A 24,354-nucleotide genomic window follows, 5' to 3' on the forward strand; every position below is an offset into this window, starting at 1 on the left:
AGTTTTTTTTTTTCCAGAACGGAGCGTTCCGTTTCTTGTCCGAGCGACGTTGCGGCCAGGGCCACGATCTCGTCCGTGAGAACCGGCCGGGACGGGTTGGCGATGAGGGTCGCAACGAGGGAATTCTGGGAAGACGCCATTGGGAGACCTGGCTTTGAAGGAGTTTGGGATCGGCGCGGTTCTCATCGCAGGGCCGACCGCATCAGGCAAGTCCGCATTGGGCATCAAGCTGGCTCGCGAACTCGACGGCGTGGTGATCAATGCCGATTCCATGCAGGTCTATCGGGACCTCCGGGTCATCACGGCCCGCCCGACGCCCGAGGAGGAGACCGAGGCCCCCCATCGGCTCTACGGCCACGTGGATGCCGCCGTGAACTTCTCCGTGGGGCGCTATGTGGCCGACGCGGTCGAGGTTCTGCGGGAGGTCCAAGGCACGAAGCTGCCGATCTTCGTGGGCGGGACCGGGCTTTACTTCAAGGCCTTGACGGAGGGCCTGTCCGACATGCCGCCCGTTCCTGACGAGGTGCGCGAGCAGGTGCGCCGGGACAGCGAGGGGCTGGAAACGCCCGAGCTCCACCGCCTCCTTACGGAACGCGACCCCGAGACCGCCCGGACCTTGCGCCCCTCCGACCGCCTGCGGGTCCAGCGGGCGCTCGAGATATTTGCCACGACCGGCCGGCCGCTCGTCTCCTTCCACGGCGACCGTCAGCCGGGGCCCTTGGCCGATGTCCCGGTCATCAAGCTCTTCCTCGCGCCCGAGCGTGAGGAGCTGCGCCGGCGGATCGATGCGCGGTTCCTCGCCATGATGGATCGGGGAGCCCTCGACGAGGTGAGGGCCCTGGGGGAGCGGAACCTCGATCCCATGCTCCCGGCCATGCGGGCCCATGGGGTCCCCGGCCTCTTGGCCTACCTGCGCGGCGAGATCCCGCTCGATGAGGCCATCGCCAAGGGGCAGGGCGATACGCGGCGCTATGCCAAGCGCCAGTTCACCTGGTTTCGCCACCAATTGCCGGACTGGCAATGGGTGGCGCCGGAAAGGAGCTTCGAGGCCGTCATGGAGCGCCTCAATGCCCCGGCGTTCCTGTCCACATCTGGTAGAAGGTGATGAAGATCTCGAACACGATCAGCAGGACGATAATGAGTTCGAGGCGCAGGGACCGTTCGGTGTCGATGATGTCAGTCAGAGCCTGGGCCGTATCGCCGAGCACCTCAAGCTTGCGGTGGAGCGCCGTGGCGCGCTCCTTCAGCTCATATTCGTCCTCCAGGCGGGCGTAGAGGCGCTCGAGATCCGGCCTGTCCCAGAGCACGTCCGGCTTCTCCTCCACCGCCACGCCGCCCGACATGCGCTGGCGAACCAGAAGGGCCTGGCCGACCTGCTTGAGGATCCGGCGGCGGTCCCGCGGGCGCCGGCCCCGCGCGGCGAGATGCTGCACCGATGGCTCCACGAGCTCGAAGGCGGCTGTAGCCTCCCGCTCGTCGCGGGCCAGAGTCGCGCTCTTGGACAGGGCATCGGCGATGACGATCAGGCGCTCGGTGGAGAGCTTCTTGATGAAGATCGGGCCCCCGGGAGGGATCTGGTCGTCCCGGTCCGGGGAGATCTCGATGATCGCCGTCTCTTCCTCGTGTCGGGCGAACTCGCCCCGAATGCGCTGGCGCAGTCCACGGATGACCTCATCCTCTTCGAGAGGCGTGAGGCCCACTAGAACGGCCACGCCGTAGCGGAAGAGGGCAACGAAGCCATCCTGGCCGGCCCGGAAGGCCAGGGGGGTAGTGGACAGGACGTCGCTGCGCTCCAGCCCCGCCACGTCGAGGCGGTCGCCGAGGAGCAGGGCTCGGGCGGTGAGGCGCATGTTCTGCATGGGCGCGCCGGTCGAGGAGATGGTATCGGTCATGGTCATTCGACTAAAATAGCAGTTTAAAATAGAAGCTAGGCAGATTTCAGCCAAGTTGATCCTGCTTGACCAAATGAAATGGATCGTCTAGCGTCGGCGCAACTTTTGAACCGAGAGCTGCATTCATGCGCAAGCTTATTCTCGTAGTACGAGCGCCATCGACGGAGCGGGATTGAACCCCGCAGGTCCGGCGATGGCGCACAGGCCCCCTCAGGGGCCTTTTTTATTGCCCGAATTCCAAGACAATGATGCCAAAGACCCCGAGGAGCAGTTGAGATGAGCGAGACGATGACCGGAGCCGAAATGGTGATCCGAGCCCTGCAGGACCAGGGAGTTGAGCATATCTTCGGTTATCCGGGCGGCGCGGTGCTTCCCATCTACGACGCGCTTTTCCACCAGGACAAGGTTCGCCACGTCCTCGTCCGCCACGAGCAGGGCGCAGTCCATGCGGCTGAAGGCTATGCCCGCTCGTCCGGCAAGCCCGGCGTGGTGCTGGTGACCTCCGGTCCCGGCGCGACCAACGCGATCACCGGGCTCGCCGACGCGATGATGGACTCGATCCCGCTGGTCTGCATCACCGGCCAGGTCCCGACCCATCTCATCGGCTCCGATGCCTTCCAGGAATGCGACACGGTCGGCATCACCCGCCACTGCACGAAGCACAACTACCTGGTCAAATCCATCGAGGACCTGCCGCGCGTCCTGCACGAGGCCTTCTACGTGGCGCAGAACGGTCGTCCAGGTCCGGTGGTGGTCGACCTGCCGAAGGACATCCAGTTCAAGTCCGGCTCCTATGCTCGTCCCTTGAGCAACCAGCACAAGACCTATCGTCCGACCGTCAAGGGCGACATGGACCACATCCGCGCCGCCGTCGAGCTGATGGCCAATGCCAAGCGTCCGGTGTTCTACACGGGCGGTGGTGTCATCAATTCGGGGCCCCAGGCGGCGATGCTGCTGCGCGAGCTCGTACATCTCACGGGCTTTCCCATCACGTCGACCCTGATGGGTCTGGGCGCCTATCCGGCCTCTGACAGGCAGTGGCTCGGCATGCTCGGCATGCACGGCACCTACGAGGCCAATCTCGCGATGCATGAATGCGACGTGATGATCAATCTCGGGGCGCGCTTCGACGACCGCATCACCGGCCGGCTCGATGCGTTCTCGCCCTTCTCCAAGCGCATCCACGTGGACATCGATCCGTCCTCCATCAACAAGACCGTGAAGGTGGATATCCCGATCGTCGGCGATTGTGCGCACGTGCTGGAAGACATGCTGCGCCTGTGGCGCCAGAGCGCCCATCAGCCCGACAAGGCGGCGCTGAAGGATTGGTGGAACAAGATCGAAGGCTGGCGCGCCCGCAACTGCCTCGGCTTCCGCAACTCCACCGAGACTATCAAGCCGCAATACGCGATCCAGCGCCTCTACGAGCTGACCAAGGACCGCGAGACCTATATCACCACCGAGGTGGGGCAGCACCAGATGTGGGCGGCCCAGTACTTCAAGTTCGAGGAGCCGAACCGCTGGATGACCTCGGGCGGCCACGGCACCATGGGCTACGGATTGCCCGCCGCCGTCGGCGCGCAGCTGGCGCATCCCGATGCGCTCGTGATCGACATCGCCGGCGAAGCCTCGATCCAGATGATGCTGCAGGAAATGTCCACGGCCCTGCAGTACAACCTGCCGATCAAGGTCTTCATCCTCAACAACGAATACATGGGCATGGTGCGCCAGTGGCAGGAACTGCTGCATGGTGGCCGCTACTCGCAGAGCTATTCGGAATCGCTGCCCGATTTCGTGAAGCTCGCCGAAGCCTATGGCGGCGTCGGCATCCGCTGCGACAAGCCGGGCGATCTCGATGCGAAGATCCTCGAGATGATCAACGTGAACCGCCCTGTCGTCTTCGACTGCATCGTCGACAAGACCGAGAACTGCTTCCCGATGATTCCTTCCGGCAAAGCGCATAACGAGATGCTTCTCAACGATTATCTTGGCGAGACCGGAGCCGATATCGGGTCCGTGATCGACGAGAAGGGCAAGATGCTTGTTTGATTAAGGCCTGAACCATGCCCACTCTTGTCATCGCCAATAAGTGCTACTCGTCCTGGTCGCTGCGTCCCTGGCTGCTGATGAAGCAGCTTGGGGTCGCGTTCGATGAGGTCGTCATTCCTCTCGACCTACCGGACACGAAGGAGAGGGTGCTCAGGCACTCCCCAGCCGGCAAGGTACCGATCCTCATCGATGGCGCCGTCACCGTGTGGGAGAGTATCGCCATCATGGAATACGTGGGCGAAGCCTATGCTGCGCCCGTCTGGCCCGAGGACCGCGAAGCGCGCCCCATGGCGCGCTCCGTCGCTGCGGAAATGCATGCCGGATTTTCCGGTCTGCGCTCCGCATGCCCGATGAATCTCGGCAAGAGATATGCCCGGAAGGATAGGGGTGAGGCGGTTGCCCGTGATGTCGCCCGCTTCAGCGAGATCGTTCGTCCGGCGCGCGAGCGTTTCGGCGCGGGCGGCCCGTTCCTCTTCGGCGCCTTCACGGCGGCCGATGCCATGTATGCGCCGCTCGCGACGCGCCTCGACACCTATTCCATCGACCTCGACACGACGACGCGCGCCTACGTAGATGCGATCCTCGCGCTGCCCGCCTTCCAGGAATGGCGCTCGGCCGCCATGACGGAAGAGTGGGTCGTCGCGGCCGACGAGGTCGACGAAGAGGCGATCGAGAATTATCGCAAGGTGGCTTGAGACCACATCAGAGTTCGGGAAACCAGACCATGCTTCAGATGAAAACCCATTATCCCGATGCGACCCGCGTCGAGCCGTCCAACCGGCACACGCTCGCCGTTGTGGTCGACAACGAGCCGGGTGTCCTTGCGCGCATCGCGGGCCTGTTCTCGGGTCGCGGCTACAACATCGAGAGCCTGACCGTCACGGAGACGGAGCACGAGGCGCATATCTCGCGCATCACCATCGTGACCACGGGCACCGACAGCATCATCCAGCAGATCAAGAGCCAGCTGGAGCGCCTCGTGCCCGTGCACCGCGTCGTCGACCTCACGATGAGCGGTGAAACGGTCGAGCGCGAGCTCTGCCTGGTGAAGGTCGTGGGCAAGGGCGAACACCGGGTGGAGGCCATGCGCCTTGCGTCTGCTTTCGGCGCCCGCACGCTCGACGCGACGCTGACCTCGTTCGTCTACGAACTGACCGGCACGACGGACGAGGTCGAGCGCTTCATCAAGCTGATGACGGCGGTTGGCCTTGTGGAGGTGTCACGGACCGGCGTCGCCGCCATGGCGCGGGGCGCCCAGGGGATCATGTAGGGGGCTAGCCCCGGAAGTCGTTCTCCTGCAGGAACGCTTCCTCCTCCGGCGTCGACTCGCGGCCGAGGAGGGCGTTCCGATGCGGAAAGCGGCCGAAGCGGGCGATGATGTCGTGATGGTGGCGCGCCCACTTGCTGGAATCTTCGCCGAGGGCTTCGTTCAAGGCCACCGAGCGCTCCTGGTGCCGCAAGGATTCGGAGTGCATGAAGGGCAGATAGAAGAACCGGCGGAACGCGGGTTCCACCCTAGTGTCGAAGCCGCGCTCGATGGCGCGGTCCGCCACCATCAGGGCGACCGGGTCGGTTTTGTAGGTTTCACGTCGGCCCCGGAACATGTTCCGGGGGAATTGGTCGAGGAGGAGAATGACGGCGAGCGCACCCTCCGGGGTGAGTTCCCACTCGTTGAGATCGCCCCGCGCGGCGGCCTCATAATTTGGCAGGAAACGGTCCCGGCAGGTTTGATCGAAGGCTTCGTCCTTCGAGAACCACTTTTCGGGGCCGGCTTCCCGCCAGAAGGCAAGGACTTCATCTGCGGTGACGATCGACAACATGAAAACAACCCTTCATCGTTCATGCAAAACGGTCTCGATCGAGGCCGCCCTGAAATCGTTCAAGCAGCGTGCCTGATATCATGACCAAGATAGGAAGGCCTCTGGATATTGCCATCGCCGGATGCGGGCCGGCAGGCCTTGCCGCGGCGTTGTTCCTGACGCGTGCCGGTCATCGCATCACGCTTTTCGATCAGTTCGATGAGCCGCGTCCACTCGGTTCCGGGCTGATCCTGCAGCCGACCGGCCTCGCGGTGCTCGCGGAGCTTGGCCTCGATGCGCAGATTCTTTCTCTCGGCCAGCGGATCGATCGCCTCTATGGACGTGTTGCGAAAACACAGCGGATCGTTCTCGACGTTCGCTACGCGACGCTCGGGGCCGACATATTTGGTCTCGCGGTCCACCGGTCGGCTCTGTTCTCCGTTCTGTATGAGGCTGTGCGGCGTGAAGGCATCACCATTGAGACGGGTCAGAAGATTTCCGGAGTGGATCAGGTTGCCGATTCCCGTGTGCGTCTGATCGGGGAGGACGGTTGTTCCTGCGGACCATTCGATCTTGCCATCGATGCCCTTGGGGTTCGCAGCACATTGACCCATATCTTCGATCCTACCCGGCGACCGCGCTCCGATCTGGCCTATGGCGCGCTCTGGGCGAGCATTCCATGGTCGGGACAGGGGTTCGATGGCCATTCGCTGGAGCAGCGCTACGAGCGGGCGAGCACCATGATCGGTGTGCTGCCCATCGGCCGTATTCAGCATGGCGGGCAACAGCTGGCTGCTCTCTTCTGGAGCATCAAGCCTTCCGACTACCAGCGATGGCAGAGCGAAGGCTTGGACGCGTGGAAGGATAAGGTTCTGAAGCTCTGGCCGCAGACGGCGCCTCTCCTGGATTTTATCCAACAAACCGAGGACCTGACGCTCGCCCGATATTGCCACAGCACCTTAGCGAACACCGTCGCTCCGCGCATGGTCGCCATCGGCGATGCGGCCCATGCCGCAAGCCCGCAATTGGGCCAGGGGGCGAACATGGCCTTGCTCGACGCGCGGGCGCTCGCTCTGGCCCTGGAAGAGGCTCAGGACGTCCAGAGTGGTCTTGCGGCCTATGCCCGGGCACGGCGTCCCCACGTCCGGTTTTACCAAGCCCTAAGCTTTGGGTTTACCCCAGCCTATCAATCGGATAGCCGCATTCTTCCCATCTTGAGAGACTGGGTGATCGCCCCGGCCACCCGTCTTCCGGGAATCCGTAAGTTCGTCGCCGCTTCCGTGGCGGGTGTAGTGCTCGATCCAAGAATTCATCTTCGTTTGCTATATCAGCCCAGGGAGGCGGTCAGCGCGTGAGATGGAAAAAGGTTCATCGCCCGGCGGTGGCCCTCGCAGCAAGTGCGCAGCATTTGGTGCAAAAACAGCTTGTCAGTGCAGTTTTGTTCGCTAAAAGCGGCGCCAGACAAATAATTGTTGCGCAAACCCTGAAAATGGGTCGGCGTAATACAATGAGGACGGGGGAAAAGCCCCCTTCGAGATAAGGGACTTGAGGACCATGCGTGTCTATTACGATCGCGACGCAGACATCAATCTGATCAAGGGCAAGAAGGTTGCCATCGTCGGTTATGGCAGCCAGGGCCACGCCCACACTCTGAACCTGCGCGATTCCGGCGTGAAGGACATCGTCGTGGCCCTCCGCAAGGGCTCGCCCTCCGTGGCCAAGGCCGAGAAGGCCGGCCTCAAGGTCATGGACGTAGCGGAAGCGGCCAAGTGGGCCGACGTGGTCATGATGCTGACCCCCGACGAGCTGCAGGCCGACATCTACCGCGCCGATCTGCACGACAACATGAAGCAGGGCGCGGCGCTGCTCTTCGCCCACGGCCTCAACGTGCACTTCAACCTCATCGAGCCCCGCAAGGACCTCGACGTGCTGATGGTCGCCCCGAAGGGCCCCGGCCATACGGTTCGCTCCGAGTACCAGCGCGGCGGCGGCGTGCCGACCCTTATCGCGATCCACCAGGACGCCACGGGCAACGCCCATGACATCGCGCTCTCCTATGCCTCCGCCAATGGCGGCGGCCGCGCCGGCATCATCGAGACCACCTTCAAGGAAGAGTGCGAAACCGACCTCTTCGGCGAGCAGGTGGTGCTCTGCGGCGGTCTCGTCGAGCTCATCAAGGCAGGCTTCGAGACCCTGGTCGAGGCGGGCTATGCCCCCGAGATGGCCTATTTCGAGTGCCTCCACGAAGTGAAGCTGATCGTCGACCTCATCTACGAGGGCGGCATCGCCAACATGAACTACTCGATCTCCAACACGGCCGAGTACGGCGAGTACGTCACGGGCCCGCGCATCATCACGGCCGAGACGAAGGCCGAGATGAAGCGCGTTCTGGAAGACATTCAGAGCGGCAAGTTCACCCGCGACTGGATGTTGGAGAACAAGGTCAATCAGACCTCCTTCAAGGCGACCCGCGCCCGCAATGCCGCTCACCCCATCGAGGACGTGGGCGCCCGCCTGCGCGACATGATGCCGTGGATCAAGGAGAAGGCCCTGGTCGACAAGAGCCGCAATTAAGGCCGTTTCAGGCGGCGCGGCTGTTCCGCGCCGCCGAATGGAGCCAGGCACAGGGCAGGAATGTCGGATTGGTTCAATCTGATCAGGGCCTCGGAGGGATCCCTCCGAGGCTCTTTTTGCTTCTGCGATCGCCCTGAACTTGCACGCGGACGTGCCTCAAGCCCAACCGCCTCTGATCCGTTTATAAGCGGTGCAGCGTCATGGCCGCTGCGGCCGCCAGGACACCGACCGCGATACCGGTCATTTGGGATCGCTCTTTCCAGAACCGGTAAATGCCGTAGGAGAAGAGAAGCGACATCAGGAGGGCGGCAACATCGTGGGTCAGGGAGTTGACTTTCGTCGGTCCCAGCAGGGGCTTCGCTTCCTCCCAGCTCTCGAGCATCCAGAAAATCGCGAAAACGAGAGATGCCGTGCCGCCGATCGAGGGCCACCAAGCGGCTGGAAGGCCGATTCCCAAACTGCTGGGCGCATGATTGTCGGAAGCGACGGGATGGAGCTCTTCGAAAGAGCCAGATGAGGGAAAGGGCACGACTTGAGATCCGCAACGTTGTTGCTGTTGCACTAACATTGCGGCAGGCGGCTGCCACCTCTGGGAACGAAGGGGGATGGCGGCTCACCAGGGGGGAGCCGCCGAATTTTTACTGCTGGTTGGTCTTGGTGTTCTGGGCCTTGTTGTTGTCCTGCTTGCCGGGGTCCACGCGGTTCTTCACCGTGCCGCCCGAGCCGCGGATATGGTCACCGGGATGCTTCTTGCTCTCACCGGAATTGTTGCCGTTCATCTTGCCTTTGCCCATGGGGAGCCTCCTTGGTGATCGGGGTCAATGACCCCTGACGTCTCGGGTTCCCAACTGCGCCGACCTACCACAGTACGAAATGCGCGAGCCCCGCGCCGGGCGCGAGGATTACGAAGGCCCAGACGGAGGCCGATGCCAGGTTCGCGGCCTGGAACAGGATCTGCGGCATCAGGAAGATGCCGGCGATCAAGGCGATGACCGCGCGTATCGGACCGAAGAACCGGCCCAGGAAGACCGCCCAGGGACCGAAGCGCTGGAAGAAGGTCTCTCCGCGTTCGACCAGCTTCGGGTGGCGAGACAGCGGCCAGACGTCATAAGCGGTCGTCTTGAAGCGCTGGCCGATGGCGTAGGACAGCCAGTTGCCCAGAAAGGCGCCGCAGACGGCGCCGGACCAAGCCAACCAGAACGGGATCTCGGCGGCGGCCAGGACGAAGCCCACCGCGACCAGGATTGTCATGGTAGGCAGCAGGAGGGAGATGAAGGCAAGGGATTCGGCGAAGGTCATGAGCCCGAGGACGAAGGGTGCATAGTTCTTATGGTTCTGCACGAATTCCAGGATGCTGCTCTTCAGAAACTCGATGTCCATGGGCGTTTGAATGTCCTGCCGTGGTTCCGCTGCCAGGGTCAATATGGGTTCCTCGCACGAGAACCAATGGCTTTTGTGATGAATGTGATCACATTCGGCGATTTGTGGCGAAGCCGCTCTTGCGGTAACGGGAGGGTGAAAGGGGCTGAACCATGAATGTTCTCTCGATCCAATCCCATGTCGCCTACGGCCATGTGGGTAACGCCTCCGCGGTCTTCCCGATGCAGCGCCTAGGCGTCGAGGTCTGGCCCATTCATACGGTGCAGTTCTCCAACCATACCGGCTACGGTTCCTGGAAAGGCCGCGTCTTCGACGGGCCCGCCATCGAAGACCTCGTGGAAGGCATTGCGGAGCGCGGCGTGCTGGGCCGCTGCGATGGCGTTCTCTCGGGCTATATGGGCTCGGCCGATATCGGCAACGCGATCCTCTCGGCGGTGGCGCGGGTGCGCGCGCTCAATCCTGAAGCGATCTATTGCTGCGATCCCGTCATCGGCGATGTGGGCCGGGGCGTGTTCGTGCGGCCGGGCATTCCGGAATTCATGCGCGAGCAGGCCGTGCCCGCGGCCGACATCATCACGCCGAATCAGTTCGAGCTGGATTATCTGTCCGGCATCGCGACGCAGACCGTGGCCGATGTGAAACAAGCCGTCTCGACCGTGCAGGCCTTGGGTCCCAAGGTCATGCTCGTGACCTCAGTTGAAACGAAGGAGACGCCCGCCGACAGCGTTGATCTCGTGGCCGGTGAGGGAGGGCAATTCTGGCGCGTGCGCACGCCGAAGCTTTCCCTGTCGGTGAACGGGGCAGGGGATGCCATCGCGGCGCTCTTCTTCGTTCATTATGCCCGCACGCGCTCGGCTCCGACAGCCCTCGCGGCAGCCTCAGCCTCCGTCTATGGGCTTCTCAAGCGCACGGAGGAGGCGGGATCCCGCGAGATCCTGACCATCGCGGCGCAGGATGAATTCGTCTCGCCCTCGCACCGCTTCAACGTGGAAGAGATTTGAGCTCGCTGCGATCCAGACGGTTTGATTCGACACATCCGTGAGAAGCCAATAGGCCGAAGGGCGAACACGGCCCGCCTTGCGATCCTTCTTCAGGCGGTCCTAGAATGCCGTCCTAACGTAGGGTCATGAGGAGCGGAATGGATCAGGCAACCTCCCTAGCGGCGGTGGCACTCAACGATGTTGCCATCACGTTCGGGCCGAAAGTGGGTGGTTACACGGCCGTCAGCGGCATCGACCTCTCTGTGCGGCCGGGCGAGTTTGTGGCGATCGTCGGACCCACGGGCTCGGGAAAGTCCACGATCCTCAATGCGGCTGCCGGCCTGCTGAAACCTTCGGCCGGTCAGGTCAAGATCTTCGGCAATGATCTGACCAGCCTCAACCTGCGCTCCGGCTATCTCTTCCAGCAGGATGCGCTGATGCCGTGGAAGACGGCTCTCGACAACGTGGCGGTGGCGCTCGAATCGAAAGGCGTGGCACGCAGCGAAGCGTTGCAGCGTGCGAAGGAATGGCTTGGGCGCGTTGGTCTTTCGGCGTTCGTCGACCGGTATCCGCATATGCTATCCGGCGGGCAGCGCAAGCGCGTGGCCCTGGCGCAGGTGCTGATCCGCGATCCCGAGATTCTTTTGATGGACGAGCCCTTCGGCCCGCTCGATGCGCAGACGCGGCAGATCATGGGCAACCTGCTCCTGAACCTGTGGGCGACGGATCGCAAGGCGGTGATGTTCGTCACGCACGATCTGGAGGAGGCCATCGCCCTAGCCGATCGCGTGGTTCTGATGTCGGCGGGGCCTGCCGCAGGGATCATCGGCGACTTCGCCGTGTCGCTGCCTCGCCCGCGCGACATCGCGGAAGTGCGCATGGAGCCGACCTTCCATCACATTCACAAGGAGATCTGGGCGAGCCTGCGCGTCGAGGTCCAGAAAGCCTACAGCCAAGGGGAGGGGGCGTGATGCCGCGCCTGAAACTGACCGTCCTTCAGATCGGAGTGGGGCTGATCTTCCTTCTGCTGTGGCATGTGCTGACCGTCTATCCGATTTCGGGAACGCCGAAGCAGGTCCAGTTCTTCTTCTCGACGCCGCTCGATGTCCTGAAGCGGTGCTGGACACTCTTCGCCAGCGGCGAAATCTGGGGTCATCTCTGGATTACGCTGGTCGAGACGGTCCTGGCTTTCCTGATCGGCGCAGGCGGCGGCATCATCTTCGGATTCCTGTTCGCCCGGAAGGAGCTGCTGGCCGCGGTCTTCGATCCCTACATCAAGGCTGCGAATGCGCTGCCGCGCGTAGTGCTAGCCCCGATCTTCGCCCTGTGGTTCGGCCTCGGCATCTGGTCAAAGGTGGCGCTCGGCTTCACGCTGGTGTTCTTCATCGTGTTCTTCAACGTGTATCAAGGTGTTCGCGAAGTGTCGCCCGTCGTACTCGCCAATGCACGGATGCTCGGCATGAACGAACGTCAGTTGCTCCGGCACGTCTATTGGCCATCGGCGCTCACCTGGGTGTTCTCGTCGCTTCACACATCCGTGGGATTTGCGCTCGTCGGCGCCGTCGTCGGCGAATACCTCGGGTCGTCCGCCGGCCTCGGCTACAAGATCCACGAGGCCGAAAGCGTCTTCGACGTCACGGGCGTCTTCGCCGGCATGCTGATCCTGTCCGTCTTCGTCATACTGATCGACATGCTCGTCACGAGGATCGAGAACAGCTTCCTCGTTTGGAGGCCGCAGACATCCTTGGCCGCGCGTACATAGAGATCGACAAAACCCATCAAAGCAGGGAGAAACGCCATGGAACGCCGTACATTCTTGAAGACCGCCGGAGCCTTGGGACTCTCGGCGGCTCTGGGTCCTAAGGCATTTGCCCAAGGTGCGCCGGAAAAAGCGAAGGTAACGCTCGGCGTCGGCGGCAAGCCGCTGCTCTATTACCTGCCGCTCACCATCGCCGAACGCAAAGGCTTCTTCAAGGAGCAGGGCCTCGACGTCGAGATCAACGATTTCGGTGGTGGCGCGAAATCCCTGCAGGCCCTCATCGGCGGGTCCGTCGATGTGGTGACCGGAGCCTATGAGCACACGATCAGGATGCAGGCCAAGGGCCAGGACGTGGTCGCCGTCACGGAGCTCGGCCGCTTCCCGGCCATCGTCATCGCCGTCAAGAAGGACAAGGCCGGTCAGGTCAAGTCGGCTGCCGACTTCAAGGGTCTCAAGATCGGCGTGACCGCACCCGGCTCCTCGACGGCTCTCACGGCGCAATACGCCATGGTGAAGGCGGGCCTGAAGCCGTCCGACGCAGCCATCATCGGCGTCGGTTCTGGCGCCAGTGGCGTGGCGGCCATGAAGAAGGGCGAGATCGACGTGATCTCGCATCTCGACCCGGTCATCGCCAAGCTCGAGGCCGACGGGGATATCCAGATCCTCATCGATACCCGGACCGAGGCGGGCACCCGTGAACTCTTCGGCGGCTCTAATCCGGCAGCGACGCTCTACACGAAGAAGGATTTCATCGAGACGAATCCCCAGACCGTGCAGCGTCTCGTGAATGCTTTTGTGAAGACATTGAAGTGGCTTCAGACCGCAAAGCCCGAGGACATCGCCGCCACGGTTCCGGAGGAGTATTACCTGGGCGACAAGCCGCTTTACCTCAAGGCCGTGCAGAACTCGCTGGAGAGCTACTCCCGCGACGGCATCATCCAGATGACCGGCATGCAGAGCGTGCTCGACATGCTGCGCCAGCTCGATCCGGAGTTGAAGGACGCCAAGGTGGACCTCGCCGCGACCTTCAACGACCGTTTCGTGCGGCAGGCGGCGCTCTGATCGGGCATCCGGGCAGATATCGTCAAAGCCCGGCTTGAACTCACCTTCTTCGTCATCACCGGCACGAGGTCGGTGATGACGACTGCCGAAAGAACGCGTCGTTTCCTGCAATCGGGATTGCCGGAATAAGGCCGGTCATGACGAGGGAGGGGCCGTGGTGCCGATGGCTGTTCACGATAGGTGAGTGAATTCTTTTTCCTGTTCCGGGCTAGCCACTCGGTTTCAAGGCGTCGCGGAACAGGGCCTGTCCGAAGGCCGGTGTGCGGGTTTAGTTGACAGGAGGGGCTCCGACGATACCTCATCCGATGCTGAAGAATCGGCGTTCCCGTTTCCCGATGGCTCCCGAACAGGTTTGACCCGCATGTCCCGTCGCTTTGTCACCCTCGACGTCTTCACGTCCCAGCGCTTCGCCGGGAATCCCCTCGCGGTCGTTCTGGAAGCCGAAGGGTTGGATACGGCGGGCATGCAGCAGATCGCGAAGGAGTTCAATCTCTCCGAGACGGTCTTCGTACTCCCCCCGTCCGAACCCCGCCAGCGCGCCGATATCCGCATCTTCACCCCGGCCCGCGAGCTTCCCTTCGCCGGGCATCCGACGGTGGGAACGGCCGTGCTGCTGGCGCTCCTCGACCAGAACGGGCAGGCGGGGGCCGCAGCCTTCGGCCTGAAGGAGCAGGTCGGCATCGTTCCCTGCGCGGTCGAGGTGGAGAATGCCGCAGGCGGCACGGCGCGGTTTCGACTGCCGCGCCTGCCTTTCGTCTGGGGGGAGGGCAAGGAGAGCGCCGATTGCGCCTGGGCGCTCGGCCTTGACCCCAAGGAGATCGGCTTCGACCAGCATGTTCCCAGCCGCCATTCTGCCGGCGTGGCGTACGATCTGGTTCCCGTCTCGTCCCTTGACGCCTTGGCGCGCTCGAAGCCCCATGGTGAGGCCTTCGACAAGGCCTTCGGCGACAGCGATCATCCCTCCGCCTACGTTTATGCCCGCGTGCCCGGCGCGCAGGGTCTGAGGTTCCGCGCCCGCATGTACGGGCCAGGCATGGGCATCGCGGAGGATCCGGCGACCGGTTCCGCTGCGGCAGCCTTCGCCGGCGCGCTCATGCGATGCGAGCCCTTGGGCGACGGCGAGCATGACATCGTTATCGAGCAAGGCGTCGAAATGGGACGCCCGAGCGAGATCATGCTCCAGATGGTGATCAAGAGCGGAGCTCTCGTGTCGGCGGAGATCGGTGGACAGGCCGTGATGGTGAGCCGCGGCGAGATCCTGTCGTGAACCGGGAGCCCACGATCCGGCGCGTCACTCGCGTCGAGGCGTTCTGCCGTCCGCTCGACTGGGCTTGGCCTAGGCAGAACCGGGATTTCATCGCCGAGAACTGGAAGCGGCGCACAGCGGGCAAGCCGCAGATGTTCAACGGGCGCGTTCTATTGCTCCAGGATGTGGAGTTCGAGCGGGATCTGTGCCGCAACATCTATTTCGAGGTCGACTACGCCGATTTTCTCGGTTGGATCGACAAGGACTATCCTGATCCCGCTATCGCCAACGGCTTCGCCATGGGGGCGCTGCGCGGCTCCGACGGGGCCTTCATCTGCGGGGTCATGGGGAACGGTACGACCAATGCGGGCCGGGTCTATTTCGCCGCCGGCACGCCGGATCCATCGGACCTGAGGCCCGACGGCACGGTTGATCTCGCCACCAGCCTGACCCGAGAGCTGGCCGAGGAAACGGGCCTTGCGGAAGGTGACTACCACGTGGACGACGAGTGGATCATCGTCCAGCGATGGCCGACCATCGCGCTCCTGCGGATGGTGACGCTTCCAGTGACAGCCGACGAGGGCGCTGCAAGGATTCGCGCCAACATCGCCGCCCAGGTCGAGCCGGAATTGCAGGATGTGCGGGTTGTCCGAGGCAAGGATGATGTCGACCCGGAACAGATGCCGCTCTTCCTGCAATCCTTCTTCGGCTGGATATTCGATCAGCGATAGCCGTGTCGGGTCTTGGTCGCATGGACGATGCGGACCGCTTCCGCATCGCGCCCGCCGGCGCAGGCGGCGTCCGCCGGGCCGAGCTCCCGCTCGACCTGGTTGTAGACGGACTGGTTCACGTGCCCCATGGCAAGATCATTGCTCATCACGGCGCGATACCGGTCGATCTCGCCCTTGCAGCCTGTCCCTTCCGGCATGCGGAACCCTGCCGGGGCGACGCCGGTATTGGCAGGGGCCGAGGCGGTCTGATTGCAGGCGGCGAGGGGCAGCGCCAGCAGCCCGGTCAGGCACAGGAAACGGAACGCGGTTTTCATGAAGACACTCCTGGATCGGTCAAAGCGAGGGCCAAAGGCCAAGCTTCTTCCGATCTAGAGCAATTTCCGCAGAGACCAGCCCTTTCTCGCCTCATGTCATAAGCCATACGTTAGTCGAGCCTTGTCTTTTCATTTGTTTCAAACGCTTGCCATCGTGGCGAAGCCCCGTTACAAACGGGCCGTTGTTCGCGGCTTCATGCCCGCGGCTGAGGAGGATTGGGCAGCGATGATCATCGGCTCCCACAGCGCATCGACGAACGGACCCGCTCCTGCGGCCGATCGCGCGCGTCTTCTTGGCCTCCTTCTCCTTAGCTGCCCCTGAGGGTCGGCTGGGCGTCGTCGCCTGGGCTCTCAGGGGTTCTGAAACAGCAGGAACAACCTTGAGCGCAAAAGGCCGCTCCCTCCGAGAAGGACTAAAATCATGACTGCTTCCGTATCCGGCTCCTCCAAGGACCGCGTTCTGATCTTCGACACGACCCTGCGCGACGGCGAGCAATGCCCCGGCGCCACCATGACCTTGGAGGAGAAGCTCGAGGTTGCGGAGCTGCTCGACACCATGGGCGTCGACATCATCGAAGCAGGCTTCCCTATCGCGTCCAACGGCGACTTCGAGGCCGTCTCCCTCATTGCCAAGCAGGTCAAGCGGGCCACCGTGGCCGGCCTCGCCCGCGCCATCTCTGCCGACATCGCCCGTGCCGGCGAAGCCGTACGCCACGCAGCCAAGCCCCGCATCCACACCTTCGTGTCCACCTCGCCGATTCACCTGGCGCACCAAATGCGCAAGTCGGAAGAGGAGGTTCTGGAGATCATTGTCCAGACGGTGACCCAGGCACGCAACCTGATCGAGGACATCGAGTGGTCCGCCATGGACGCCACCCGTACGCCCATCGACTACCTGTGCCGTTGCGTGGAGGCGGCCATTAAGGCCGGAGCCACCACCATCAACCTGCCCGATACGGTGGGCTATGCTACGCCGGACGAGTACCGTGACATGTTCCGTGCCGTTCGAGAGCGCGTGCCGAATGCCGACAAGGCCGTCTTCTCGGCCCATTGCCACAACGATCTGGGCCTCGCGGTCGCCAATTCGCTGGCGGCGCTGGAGGGGGGCGCCCGGCAGATCGAGTGCACTCTCAACGGCATTGGTGAGCGCGCGGGCAACGCGGCCCTGGAAGAGATCGTCATGGCGATCAAGACCCGCGGCGACGTGCTGCCTTATGAGACCGGGATCGAGGCCACCATGCTGACCCGCGCCTCGAAGCTCGCCTCTGCGGCCACGTCCTTCCCGGTCCAGTACAATAAGGCCATCGTGGGCCGAAACGCTTTCGCCCATGAGAGCGGTATTCACCAGGACGGCATGCTGAAGAACGCCCAGACTTATGAAATCATGACCCCCGAGAGCGTCGGCGTCAGCAAGACCTCCCTGGTCATGGGCAAGCATTCCGGCCGCGCGGCCTTCCGCAACAAGCTGGAGGAGCTGGGCTACAGCCTTTCCGACAACCAGTTCCAGGATGCTTTCGAGCGTTTCAAGGAACTCGCCGATCGGAAGAAGCACGTCTACGACGAGGACATCGAGGCCCTGGTCGACCAGAACATCGCTACAGCCCATGACCGCATCAAGCTGGTTTCGCTCCATATCGTCGCCGGAACCCGCGGGCCTCAGCGCGCCACCATGCGGCTCCAGGTCGATGACAAGATCGTCATCGAGGAGCAGGAGGGGAACGGCCCGGTCGATGCCACCTTCAACGCCATCAAGGCGCTCGTGCCCCACGAGGCGGTGTTGGAGCTCTACCAGGTCCACGCGGTGACTGAGGGTACGGACGCCCAGGCCGAGGTTTCTGTGCGCCTCTCCGCCGACAACCGCAGCGTCACTTCTCGGGCGGCGGATCCTGATACCCTGGTCGCTTCGGCCCAGGCATATCTGGGTGCTCTCAACAAGCTCATGAGCCGTGGCGCGCGCCTGCACGCCCAGCACGCGGCGGAGTAACATTCCTTCATCCTGAAGCATCCCCGGTTTGGGCCGGGGGTGCATGGCCGCGCCAATCTTTGAGGACGAGCAGGGGCGCCGACAATGAGGTTGGGATCAAAGACTATCTCAGGATAGCAGAGCTGTTTGCCGCTGAGGGTTCGAACCTGTCGAAGGCGGCTCAGCTATGGCGCGGGCGGATTGCCCTGCGCCCTTCGAACTTGAATTGTCTTGAAGAGATTGGTGGGTGTGCAAGGATTCGAACCTTGGACCCGCTGATTAAGAGTCAGCTGCTCTACCAACTGAGCTACACACCCGTCGCCGAAGCGCTCTTTCGCGGCGCGATGTCCGCTGAAGAGGCCGTGCGTGTAACAAACCGGTTGGCCCCTGTCTAGCCTGTTCGACAAGGTTTTTTGCATCCCGTCGCAGTTTTTGGTGGGGCGCGGTCGCTGTCGCCCCGCCTGTGACTTTTCGTGCCATTCTCCGCTCCCGAGGAACGGTCAGGCTTTCCGATCATTGACATAGGTCGTGTCGAAAGCCGCGCGTGAACCGCGGCAAGAGGGAGGCTGGCCCCTATGAACGATGTGCCGAAGATCGAACCCTATTCCGGTCCTGCAGGCGGATGGGGGTCTGTCAGATCCGTCGAGAGCATCCTGACGAAGGAGGGGCGGCTCGTCAGCGGCAACGCGATCCTGCTCAAGCAGAACAAGCCTGACGGTTATGCCTGCGTAAGTTGTGCCTGGGCCAAGCCGGCGGACCCACATCCCTTCGAATATTGCGAGAATGGCGCCAAGGCGACCGCATGGGAACTCACCACCAAGCGGGTGACGCCCGAGTTCTTTGCCGAGCATAAAGTCTCCGACCTCAGGACTTGGACCGACCACGACCTCGAGGAGGCCGGGCGCCTGACGCATCCCATGCGCTACGACGCTGCCTCGGACACCTATGCGCCGGTGAGCTGGGAGCAGGCCTTTCAGGAGATTGGCCGGGAGCTGAAGGATTTCGACCCGCGCGAGGTGGTGTTCTACACCTCCGGCCGCGCCTCGCTCGAAACCTCCTACATGTGGGCGTTGTTCGCCCGTCTCTACGGCACCAACAACCTGCCGGACTCGTCCAACATGTGTCATGAGAGCACCTCGGTCGCCCTGCCGAAAAGCATCGGCGTTCCCGTTGGAACCGTGATCCTCGACGATTTCGAAAAGACGGACTGCATCCTGTTCTTCGGTCAGAACGTGGGGACCAGCAGCCCGCGCATGCTCCATCCGCTCCAGGAGGCGTCGAAGCGGGGCGTTCCGATCATCACCTTCAATCCCTTGAAGGAGCGAGGCCTCGAACGCTTCACCAATCCGCAGGCCCCGACCGAGATGTTGACGGGTTCAGAGACTCGCATTTCATCGCAATATCATCAGGTGAAGATCGGCGGCGACATCGCGGCGCTCCTGGGAATGGCCAAGGCTCTGATCGAGGCCGACGACCGCGCCCGGGAACTCGGCGGCAGGCCGGTGCTCGACCATGGCTTCATCGCCGAGCACACCCACGGATTCGAGGAGTTCGCCCGAACGGCCCGGCACGCGTCGTGGCCGGAACTGGAACGCCGCTCCGGCCTGCCGCAGGAGGCCCTGGAAGCCGCCGCGACCGTGTATTCACAGGCCAACGCCGCCATGGGCATCTACGGCATGGGGCTGACCCAGCACAAGGCCGGCGTCGAGAACGTACAGATGCTCGTCAACCTGCTCCTCCTGCGCGGCAATATCGGCAAGCCGGGCGCTGGCATCTGCCCGGTGCGCGGCCATTCCAACGTGCAGGGACAGCGCACGGTCGGAATCTCGGAGAAGCCGGAGCTCGTGCCCCTCGACAAGCTCAAGGAGCAATACGGCTTCGAACCGCCGCGCTGGAAAGGGTTGGCGACAGTCGATGCCTGCGAGGCCATCATCAAGGGCGAGATCAAGGCCTTCGTGGCGCTCGGAGGTAACTTCCTGCGGGCAGCGCCTGAAACCGACGCTCTGGAGCAGGCTTGGCCGCGTCTGCGCCTCTCCGTGCAGATCTCAACGAAGCTCAACCGCAATCACCTTATTCCCGGTGAGATCACCTATATCCTGCCATGTCTCGGACGCATCGAAATCGACGAGCAGGAAACCGGTCCTCAGGCCGTGTCTATCGAGGACTCGACCGCTTGCATTCACGGCTCCAAGGGAATTGCCAAGCCGGCAAGTTCCGATCTCCTCTCCGAGCCTCGCATCGTTGCGGAGATCGCGAAGGCGACGCTGCCCACCAATGAGAAGGTGCCGTGGGACGAGTGGGTGACCGACTACGCCCTCGTGCGCGACGCGATCGAGGAAACCTATCCGGAAGACTTCCGTGGTTTCAACGAGCGCATGTGGCAGCCGGGAGGATTTCATCGACCCATCGCGGCACGCGAGCGGCGTTGGAAAACCGAAACCGGCAAGGCGAACTTCACGACACCCAAGAGCCTTGAGGCGGATCTCGGGATTGCCGAGCAGAATGCCGATATCCTCAAGCTCATGACGTTGCGCTCCAACGACCAGTTCAACACGACGGTCTACGGCTATCACGACAGGTTCAGGGGCGTGCGCGGCACGCGCATGGTCCTTTTTATGAACAGCAACGACATCGCTCGCCTGAATCTGGCGGAGGGGGATCTCGTGACGCTGACGACCGCCGTCGACGACGGGGTGACGCGTCAAGTCGATGGCCTGCGCGTTACGCCTTACGACATTCCCGAAGGCTGCTGCGGAGCCTATTATCCCGAATGCAATCCGCTGATCCCAGTCTGGCATCACGCGGATGAAAGCAAGGTGCCGGCGGCGAAGTCGATTCCGATCCGCATCGCCTTGATGCAGCAACAGCAGCCGGAGGCAGCGGAATAACTGTCACGCTCGACCCTGATATGAGCCCCGAACGCATCGAACTTCGGATGCCCTGAGGGAACGAAGCTGCGCCGAACCGATTGTGTCAACAGCGAAGCTTCATCTCAGGCGCATTGCCTGACCAGCAAAAGGTGTGCGGCACAGGCAATGGCGCAGCTCTTCACACCGGCGGCGACCACCCTGTTTCGGGTGGCGATCGTGCTTCTGGGCCTAGGCGTTGTCGCTGCCGGCGCGGTCGCCTATGTCTGGGCGCGATCCGGCAGCACGTGGAATGTCGGCAAGCCAGCGCCGCAGCCGGTTCCATTCCGGCACGATCTCCACAGCGGATCTCTCCGCATCGATTGCCGATATTGCCATTCCACCGTGGAGCGCGCGGCGGATGCGGGCATGCCGTCCGCCCAGACCTGCATGTCGTGCCATTCGCAGGTGTGGGTCGGCGCGAGTGTCCTGGAGCCCATCCGATCAAGCTTTCTTCTCGGGCAGCCGATTACGTGGACATCGGTCCATCGCCTGCCCGATTACGCGTATTTCAACCACGCCGCTCATGTAGCCAAAGGAGTGGCCTGCGAGACCTGCCACGGCCGCGTGGACCAGATGCCGAAGACGGTGAAGACCCAGACCATGTCCATGGGGTGGTGTCTGGATTGCCATCGTGATCCGACCCCTAACCTCCGACCACGCGAGGCGGTGTTCTCGATGGGGTTCGAACCGCACGGCAAGGACCTGCCGGAGGATGTGCGGGTGTTCTATCAGGAGGCGTCACGGCGTCTCACCAGCTGCAGCACATGTCACCGGTAGGCGCGATGCGTGAGGAAGCGTTACTCGATCTCGACGCCGTGAAGGCCCGCCTCGCCAAGGAGGAAGGGCCACGCCTGTGGCGCAGTCTGGAAGAGCTGGCGGATCTGCCGGAAATCCGCCGCTACGTGGAGGCCGAGTTCCCAGACATCGTGCAGGCTTCCTCCGTCGATCGGCGGACCTTGCTCCGGCTCATGGGCGCCTCCTTCGCCCTGGGAGGTCTCGCGGCCTGCAACGGCAGCGGGGCTGAAAGGAACGCTCCGCTTCTGTCACAGAGCCGCAACATGCCCGGCTATACGCCGGGTGTGCCCGTCACCATCGCCACATCGCTGCCGTTGAATGGTTACGGACGGGGCGTCTTGGTGAAGGCGCAGGAGGGGCGGCCGATCAAGATCGAAGGGAATCCGCTGCATCCGGCAAGCCTCGGTGCAACGGATGTGTTCGCCCAGGCCGAGATCCTGTCCCTCTACGATCCCGATCGCTCCGAGACCCCGCTGCAGAACGGTTCGTCGCGAACGTGGGAGGAGCTGACGAATTTCATCCGCCCCGTCCGCAACGAACTCGTGGTCGGGGAGGGGCGTGGACTGCATATCCTCGTGCCACCGACCTCGTCGCCGACCTTGCTCCGGCTGATGGCGCAGGCGCGGCAACTCTTTCCCTTGGCGCAATGGCACGTGTTCTCGCCGGTCGACGACGACAACCGGAGGGCCGCCGCGAGGGCCGCATTCGGCCGGGATCTGGACCTCGTCTACGACCTGACCCAGGCGGATGTCGTCGTCACCGTGGGAGGCGATCTTTTCGCCGAAGAGGCGGGGCATCTGCGCTATGCAGCGGATTATCAGGCGCGGCGGAGGATGCAGGACCGGGCGCTGCCCCGTCTCTTGGCTGTCGAAACCAGGTCCAGCCTAGTGGGAGCGCGCGCGGACGAGCGCATTCCCCTGCGGCCTCGGGACATCGAAGCCTTCGTACAAGGCGTTGCGGCAGCTCTGGGAGCAGGGCCTGCGCCTGCCGGCGCTCAGCATCCGTCCGTCGCGAAACTCGCGGACGACCTTCGGCGCGCGGGATCGCGGGGCCTCATGGTGGCCGGGCGTGAGCAGCCGGCCCGTGTTCATGGGCTCGTCCATGCGATCAATGCGCAGATCGGTGCATTCGGAACGACGATCCGCACCATTGAGCCGGTCAGGTCGATGGTGGGCGACACGCGTACGCTGGCCGATCTGGCCCAGGCCATCGAAGCCGGCGAGGTCTCCCGTGTCCTGGTTCTCGGCGGAAATCCGGTCTATGCCGCGCCGGCCGATATAGATCTGGCGTCGCTCATCCAGCGGGTGCCCCTGTCGCTGCATCTGGGCCAGCATCGGGACGAGACGGCCACGGCATGCCATTGGCATGTCCCGGAAGCGCATCCCCTCGAGAGCTGGGGCGATCTACGTGCCTTCGACGGCACCGTGGGTCTGCGTCAGCCGGCGACGGTGCCGCTCAGGCCGGGATTGAGCGCCGAGGAGTTCCTGGGCCTCATGGCGGGGCAAAACCTGGACGGGCGGGCGCTTGTCCAGGCCACGTGGCGGGAGGCCTGGGGAGACGGGTTTGACGAGCGCTGGACACGCTCTCTCGAGGATGGCGTGATCGAGGGCTCGGCCCTTCCTGCTGTTGCGGCAGAGGTGCGTTCGGCGTTGGTAGATGAACCGGCAGATCCTACCAGATCGGCTGGCATCGACGTGGTATTCGCTCCCGATCCATCTGTCTGGGACGGCTCCTATGCGAATAACGGCTGGCTGCAGGAGCTGCCGAAGCCTCTGACCAAACAGGTCTGGGGCAATGCGGCCCTCATCGGACCGGAGACCGCCTCCGTATTCGGGCTGACGTCGGGTGATGCGATTGACCTCGCGGTGGAGGGACGCGTGATCCGCGCGCCCGTCTGGGTCATGCCGGGGCATGCGCCGGGCTCCGTGACCCTGACCCTCGGCTACGGGCGGCGGCAGGCCGGCAGGATCGGCAACGGCATCGGGTTCGATGCCTATGCGGTGCGCTCCTCCCGCTGGCCCTGGATCGCCTCCGGCGAGATCAGGAAGGCCGGTGAGCGGATCCCGGTGATCTCGACGCAGCAGCATCATTCACTGCAGGGCCGCGACATCGTACGCGTGGTCGCGTCCGACAAGGACGCCGTCGAGACCGCGATGGAGCAGCCCTCGCTCTACCCGGACTGGTCCTACGAGGGGCATGCCTGGGGCATGGCGATCGATCTCGATGCCTGCATAGGCTGCAACGCCTGCGTGATTGCGTGCCAGGCCGAGAATAACATCGCGGTCGTCGGACCGGAGGAGGTGGCGCGCGGACGGGAGATGCACTGGCTGCGGGTCGACCGCTACCATGGCGGGGATCCGGCCAATCCCGATACGTATTTCCAGCCCGTGCCCTGCATGCATTGCGAGAAAGCGCCCTGTGAGGTGGTCTGTCCGGTGAACGCGACGGTGCATTCGGCCGAAGGGCTCAACGACATGGTCTATAACCGCTGCATCGGCACCCGGACCTGCTCGAACAACTGTCCCTACAAGGTCCGCCGCTTCAACTTCCTCGATTACCAGGGCACGGACTACACCGCCTCGCCCGATGCGATGAACCCGCAGGTGACGGTCCGGGATCGCGGCGTGATGGAGAAATGCACCTATTGCGTCCAGCGCATCGGCGCGGCCCGGGCGGATGCGCGGATCGAGGACAGGAGCCTGCGCGACGGCGAGGTCGCGACGGCCTGCCAGCAGGCCTGCCCGACGCAGGCCATCGTGTTCGGCGACGTGAACGATCCCGACAGCGCCGTGAGCCGGCTCAAGGGGAGCCCGCGCAACTATGCCCTGCTCGGCACGCTGAACACGCGGCCGCGCACGACCTATCTCGCCCGCATCGAACCGTCTTCCGAGAACGGATAGC

Annotated in this window: 22 protein-coding genes and 1 tRNA gene; 16 read left to right on the forward strand and 7 right to left on the reverse strand. The window is 63.4% G+C overall.

Translation table 11 applies throughout. From position 1 onward, the window contains the following. Nucleotides 1-154: 154 nt before the first annotated feature. Nucleotides 155-1,105: a tRNA (adenosine(37)-N6)-dimethylallyltransferase MiaA gene (miaA, locus tag OC446_RS03720; protein ID WP_262027696.1), complete on the forward strand. Its 951-nt coding sequence runs from the start codon at nt 155-157 to the stop codon at nt 1,103-1,105. On the opposite strand, the gene OC446_RS03725 is transcribed toward miaA, so the two are convergent. Then, entirely contained in the window at nt 1,065-1,892 is an 828-nt protein-coding gene (locus tag OC446_RS03725; protein ID WP_262027697.1) for an RMD1 family protein, read from the reverse strand. The genes miaA and OC446_RS03725 overlap by 41 nt on opposite strands. Nucleotides 1,893-2,168: 276 nt before the next feature. Between OC446_RS03725 and OC446_RS03730 the strand changes: the two genes are divergently transcribed. The 3 genes from OC446_RS03730 to ilvN are packed head-to-tail and all read left to right on the forward strand — an operon-like array spanning nt 2,169 to nt 5,211. Further along, nucleotides 2,169-3,941 (forward strand): acetolactate synthase 3 large subunit, encoded by a 1,773-nt coding sequence (locus tag OC446_RS03730; RefSeq protein WP_262027698.1) that lies wholly within the window; start codon nt 2,169-2,171, stop codon nt 3,939-3,941. 14 nt (nt 3,942-3,955) lie between these two features. Continuing rightward, a complete protein-coding gene (locus tag OC446_RS03735; protein ID WP_262027699.1) occupies nt 3,956-4,636 on the forward strand; it encodes a glutathione S-transferase family protein in 681 nt (226 codons plus the stop codon). A gap of 29 nt (nt 4,637-4,665) precedes the next feature. Then, on the forward strand, nt 4,666-5,211 hold the full coding sequence (ilvN, locus tag OC446_RS03740) for an acetolactate synthase small subunit (RefSeq protein WP_262027700.1): 546 nt from the start codon (nt 4,666-4,668) through the stop codon (nt 5,209-5,211). Nucleotides 5,212-5,215: 4 nt separating this feature from the next. Here the strand turns inward: ilvN and OC446_RS03745 are convergent, their stop codons facing one another. After that, nucleotides 5,216-5,761 (reverse strand): DUF924 family protein, encoded by a 546-nt coding sequence (locus OC446_RS03745; protein ID WP_262027701.1) that lies wholly within the window; start codon nt 5,759-5,761, stop codon nt 5,216-5,218. A gap of 80 nt (nt 5,762-5,841) precedes the next feature. Here OC446_RS03745 and OC446_RS03750 point away from each other — a divergent pair, with 80 nt between their 5' ends. Together OC446_RS03750 and ilvC are read left to right on the forward strand one after the other, a co-directional pair. Continuing rightward, a complete protein-coding gene (locus OC446_RS03750) occupies nt 5,842-7,095 on the forward strand; it encodes an FAD-dependent oxidoreductase (protein WP_262027702.1) in 1,254 nt (417 codons plus the stop codon). 199 nt (nt 7,096-7,294) lie between these two features. Then, on the forward strand, nt 7,295-8,314 hold the full coding sequence (gene ilvC, locus OC446_RS03755; protein ID WP_262027703.1) for a ketol-acid reductoisomerase: 1,020 nt from the start codon (nt 7,295-7,297) through the stop codon (nt 8,312-8,314). A 181-nt stretch (nt 8,315-8,495) separates the two neighbouring features. On the opposite strand, the gene OC446_RS03760 is transcribed toward ilvC, so the two are convergent. The 3 genes from OC446_RS03760 to OC446_RS03770 form a co-directional block, all read right to left on the reverse strand. Beyond that, entirely contained in the window at nt 8,496-8,696 is a 201-nt protein-coding gene (locus tag OC446_RS03760; RefSeq protein ID WP_262027704.1) for a hypothetical protein, read from the reverse strand. A 256-nt stretch (nt 8,697-8,952) separates the two neighbouring features. Next, nucleotides 8,953-9,108, reverse strand: coding sequence for a hypothetical protein (locus OC446_RS03765; protein ID WP_262027705.1), 156 nt, complete (start codon nt 9,106-9,108; stop codon nt 8,953-8,955). A 64-nt stretch (nt 9,109-9,172) separates the two neighbouring features. Beyond that, entirely contained in the window at nt 9,173-9,694 is a 522-nt protein-coding gene (locus OC446_RS03770) for a DedA family protein (RefSeq protein WP_262027706.1), read from the reverse strand. A 152-nt stretch (nt 9,695-9,846) separates the two neighbouring features. Between OC446_RS03770 and pdxY the strand changes: the two genes are divergently transcribed. The 6 genes from pdxY (at nt 9,847) to OC446_RS03800 (ending at nt 15,472) form a co-directional block, all read left to right on the forward strand. Next, the gene (gene pdxY / locus OC446_RS03775) at nt 9,847-10,695 is read left to right on the forward strand and encodes a pyridoxal kinase PdxY (RefSeq protein ID WP_262027707.1); all 849 of its coding nucleotides are present in this window, start codon (nt 9,847-9,849) and stop codon (nt 10,693-10,695) included. A gap of 137 nt (nt 10,696-10,832) precedes the next feature. Then, on the forward strand, nt 10,833-11,645 hold the full coding sequence (locus OC446_RS03780) for an ABC transporter ATP-binding protein (RefSeq protein WP_262027708.1): 813 nt from the start codon (nt 10,833-10,835) through the stop codon (nt 11,643-11,645). Further along, entirely contained in the window at nt 11,645-12,436 is a 792-nt protein-coding gene (locus OC446_RS03785) for an ABC transporter permease (RefSeq protein WP_262027709.1), read from the forward strand. Before OC446_RS03780 ends, OC446_RS03785 begins: the two co-directional genes overlap by 1 nt. 36 nt (nt 12,437-12,472) lie before the next feature. Then, nucleotides 12,473-13,495, forward strand: coding sequence for an ABC transporter substrate-binding protein (locus OC446_RS03790; protein WP_262027710.1), 1,023 nt, complete (start codon nt 12,473-12,475; stop codon nt 13,493-13,495). A gap of 361 nt (nt 13,496-13,856) precedes the next feature. Further along, nucleotides 13,857-14,762, forward strand: coding sequence for a PhzF family phenazine biosynthesis protein (locus OC446_RS03795; protein ID WP_262027711.1), 906 nt, complete (start codon nt 13,857-13,859; stop codon nt 14,760-14,762). Further along, entirely contained in the window at nt 14,759-15,472 is a 714-nt protein-coding gene (locus tag OC446_RS03800) for an NUDIX hydrolase (RefSeq protein WP_262027712.1), read from the forward strand. The genes OC446_RS03795 and OC446_RS03800 overlap by 4 nt, the downstream gene beginning before the upstream one ends. Here the strand turns inward: OC446_RS03800 and OC446_RS03805 are convergent. Then, the gene (locus tag OC446_RS03805; RefSeq protein ID WP_262027713.1) at nt 15,463-15,786 is read right to left on the reverse strand and encodes a hypothetical protein; all 324 of its coding nucleotides are present in this window, start codon (nt 15,784-15,786) and stop codon (nt 15,463-15,465) included. The genes OC446_RS03800 and OC446_RS03805 overlap by 10 nt on opposite strands. 421 nt (nt 15,787-16,207) lie before the next feature. On the opposite strand from OC446_RS03805, the gene OC446_RS03810 reads away from it, so the two are divergent. After that, complete coding sequence (locus OC446_RS03810) at nt 16,208-17,770, forward strand: 2-isopropylmalate synthase (protein ID WP_262027714.1); 1,563 nt, start codon at nt 16,208-16,210, stop codon at nt 17,768-17,770. 220 nt (nt 17,771-17,990) lie between these two features. Here OC446_RS03810 and OC446_RS03815 read toward each other — a convergent pair. Next, nucleotides 17,991-18,066, reverse strand: a tRNA-Lys gene (locus OC446_RS03815). A gap of 258 nt (nt 18,067-18,324) precedes the next feature. On the opposite strand from OC446_RS03815, the gene OC446_RS03820 reads away from it, so the two are divergent. The 3 genes from OC446_RS03820 (at nt 18,325) to OC446_RS03830 (ending at nt 24,353) form a co-directional block, all read left to right on the forward strand. After that, nucleotides 18,325-20,637, forward strand: a complete 2,313-nt coding sequence (locus OC446_RS03820) for an FdhF/YdeP family oxidoreductase (RefSeq protein ID WP_262027715.1) — start codon at nt 18,325-18,327, stop codon at nt 20,635-20,637. A 147-nt stretch (nt 20,638-20,784) separates the two neighbouring features. Beyond that, nucleotides 20,785-21,435 (forward strand): cytochrome c3 family protein, encoded by a 651-nt coding sequence (locus OC446_RS03825; protein WP_262027716.1) that lies wholly within the window; start codon nt 20,785-20,787, stop codon nt 21,433-21,435. A gap of 5 nt (nt 21,436-21,440) precedes the next feature. After that, nucleotides 21,441-24,353, forward strand: coding sequence for a TAT-variant-translocated molybdopterin oxidoreductase (locus OC446_RS03830; RefSeq protein WP_262027717.1), 2,913 nt, complete (start codon nt 21,441-21,443; stop codon nt 24,351-24,353). Nucleotide 24,354: the final 1 nt, after the last annotated feature.

It is taken from the genome of Microvirga sp. Mcv34 (assembly GCF_024519725.1).
Lineage (GTDB): Bacteria > Pseudomonadota > Alphaproteobacteria > Rhizobiales > Beijerinckiaceae > Microvirga.

What these genes read in the sequence shown, in the direction of transcription:
- OC446_RS03825 (WP_262027716.1), top strand. Translation starts at nt 20,785, where the DNA reads ATGGCGCAGCTCTTCACACCGGCGGCGACCACCCTGTTTCGGGTGGCG.
- OC446_RS03780 (WP_262027708.1), top strand. Translation starts at nt 10,833, where the DNA reads ATGGATCAGGCAACCTCCCTAGCGGCGGTGGCACTCAACGATGTTGCC.
- OC446_RS03750 (WP_262027702.1), top strand. Translation starts at nt 5,842, where the DNA reads ATGACCAAGATAGGAAGGCCTCTGGATATTGCCATCGCCGGATGCGGG.
- OC446_RS03810 (WP_262027714.1), top strand. Translation starts at nt 16,208, where the DNA reads ATGACTGCTTCCGTATCCGGCTCCTCCAAGGACCGCGTTCTGATCTTC.
- OC446_RS03830 (WP_262027717.1), top strand. Translation starts at nt 21,441, where the DNA reads ATGCGTGAGGAAGCGTTACTCGATCTCGACGCCGTGAAGGCCCGCCTC.
- OC446_RS03820 (WP_262027715.1), top strand. Translation starts at nt 18,325, where the DNA reads ATGAACGATGTGCCGAAGATCGAACCCTATTCCGGTCCTGCAGGCGGA.
- OC446_RS03805 (WP_262027713.1), bottom strand. Translation starts at nt 15,786, where the DNA reads ATGAAAACCGCGTTCCGTTTCCTGTGCCTGACCGGGCTGCTGGCGCTG.
- ilvN (WP_262027700.1), top strand. Translation starts at nt 4,666, where the DNA reads ATGCTTCAGATGAAAACCCATTATCCCGATGCGACCCGCGTCGAGCCG.
- OC446_RS03745 (WP_262027701.1), bottom strand. Translation starts at nt 5,761, where the DNA reads ATGTTGTCGATCGTCACCGCAGATGAAGTCCTTGCCTTCTGGCGGGAA.
- OC446_RS03725 (WP_262027697.1), bottom strand. Translation starts at nt 1,892, where the DNA reads ATGACCGATACCATCTCCTCGACCGGCGCGCCCATGCAGAACATGCGC.
- OC446_RS03730 (WP_262027698.1), top strand. Translation starts at nt 2,169, where the DNA reads ATGAGCGAGACGATGACCGGAGCCGAAATGGTGATCCGAGCCCTGCAG.
- OC446_RS03760 (WP_262027704.1), bottom strand. Translation starts at nt 8,696, where the DNA reads ATGCTCGAGAGCTGGGAGGAAGCGAAGCCCCTGCTGGGACCGACGAAA.
- ilvC (WP_262027703.1), top strand. Translation starts at nt 7,295, where the DNA reads ATGCGTGTCTATTACGATCGCGACGCAGACATCAATCTGATCAAGGGC.
- pdxY (WP_262027707.1), top strand. Translation starts at nt 9,847, where the DNA reads ATGAATGTTCTCTCGATCCAATCCCATGTCGCCTACGGCCATGTGGGT.
- OC446_RS03790 (WP_262027710.1), top strand. Translation starts at nt 12,473, where the DNA reads ATGGAACGCCGTACATTCTTGAAGACCGCCGGAGCCTTGGGACTCTCG.
- OC446_RS03785 (WP_262027709.1), top strand. Translation starts at nt 11,645, where the DNA reads ATGCCGCGCCTGAAACTGACCGTCCTTCAGATCGGAGTGGGGCTGATC.
- OC446_RS03765 (WP_262027705.1), bottom strand. Translation starts at nt 9,108, where the DNA reads ATGGGCAAAGGCAAGATGAACGGCAACAATTCCGGTGAGAGCAAGAAG.
- OC446_RS03770 (WP_262027706.1), bottom strand. Translation starts at nt 9,694, where the DNA reads ATGGACATCGAGTTTCTGAAGAGCAGCATCCTGGAATTCGTGCAGAAC.
- OC446_RS03735 (WP_262027699.1), top strand. Translation starts at nt 3,956, where the DNA reads ATGCCCACTCTTGTCATCGCCAATAAGTGCTACTCGTCCTGGTCGCTG.
- OC446_RS03795 (WP_262027711.1), top strand. Translation starts at nt 13,857, where the DNA reads ATGTCCCGTCGCTTTGTCACCCTCGACGTCTTCACGTCCCAGCGCTTC.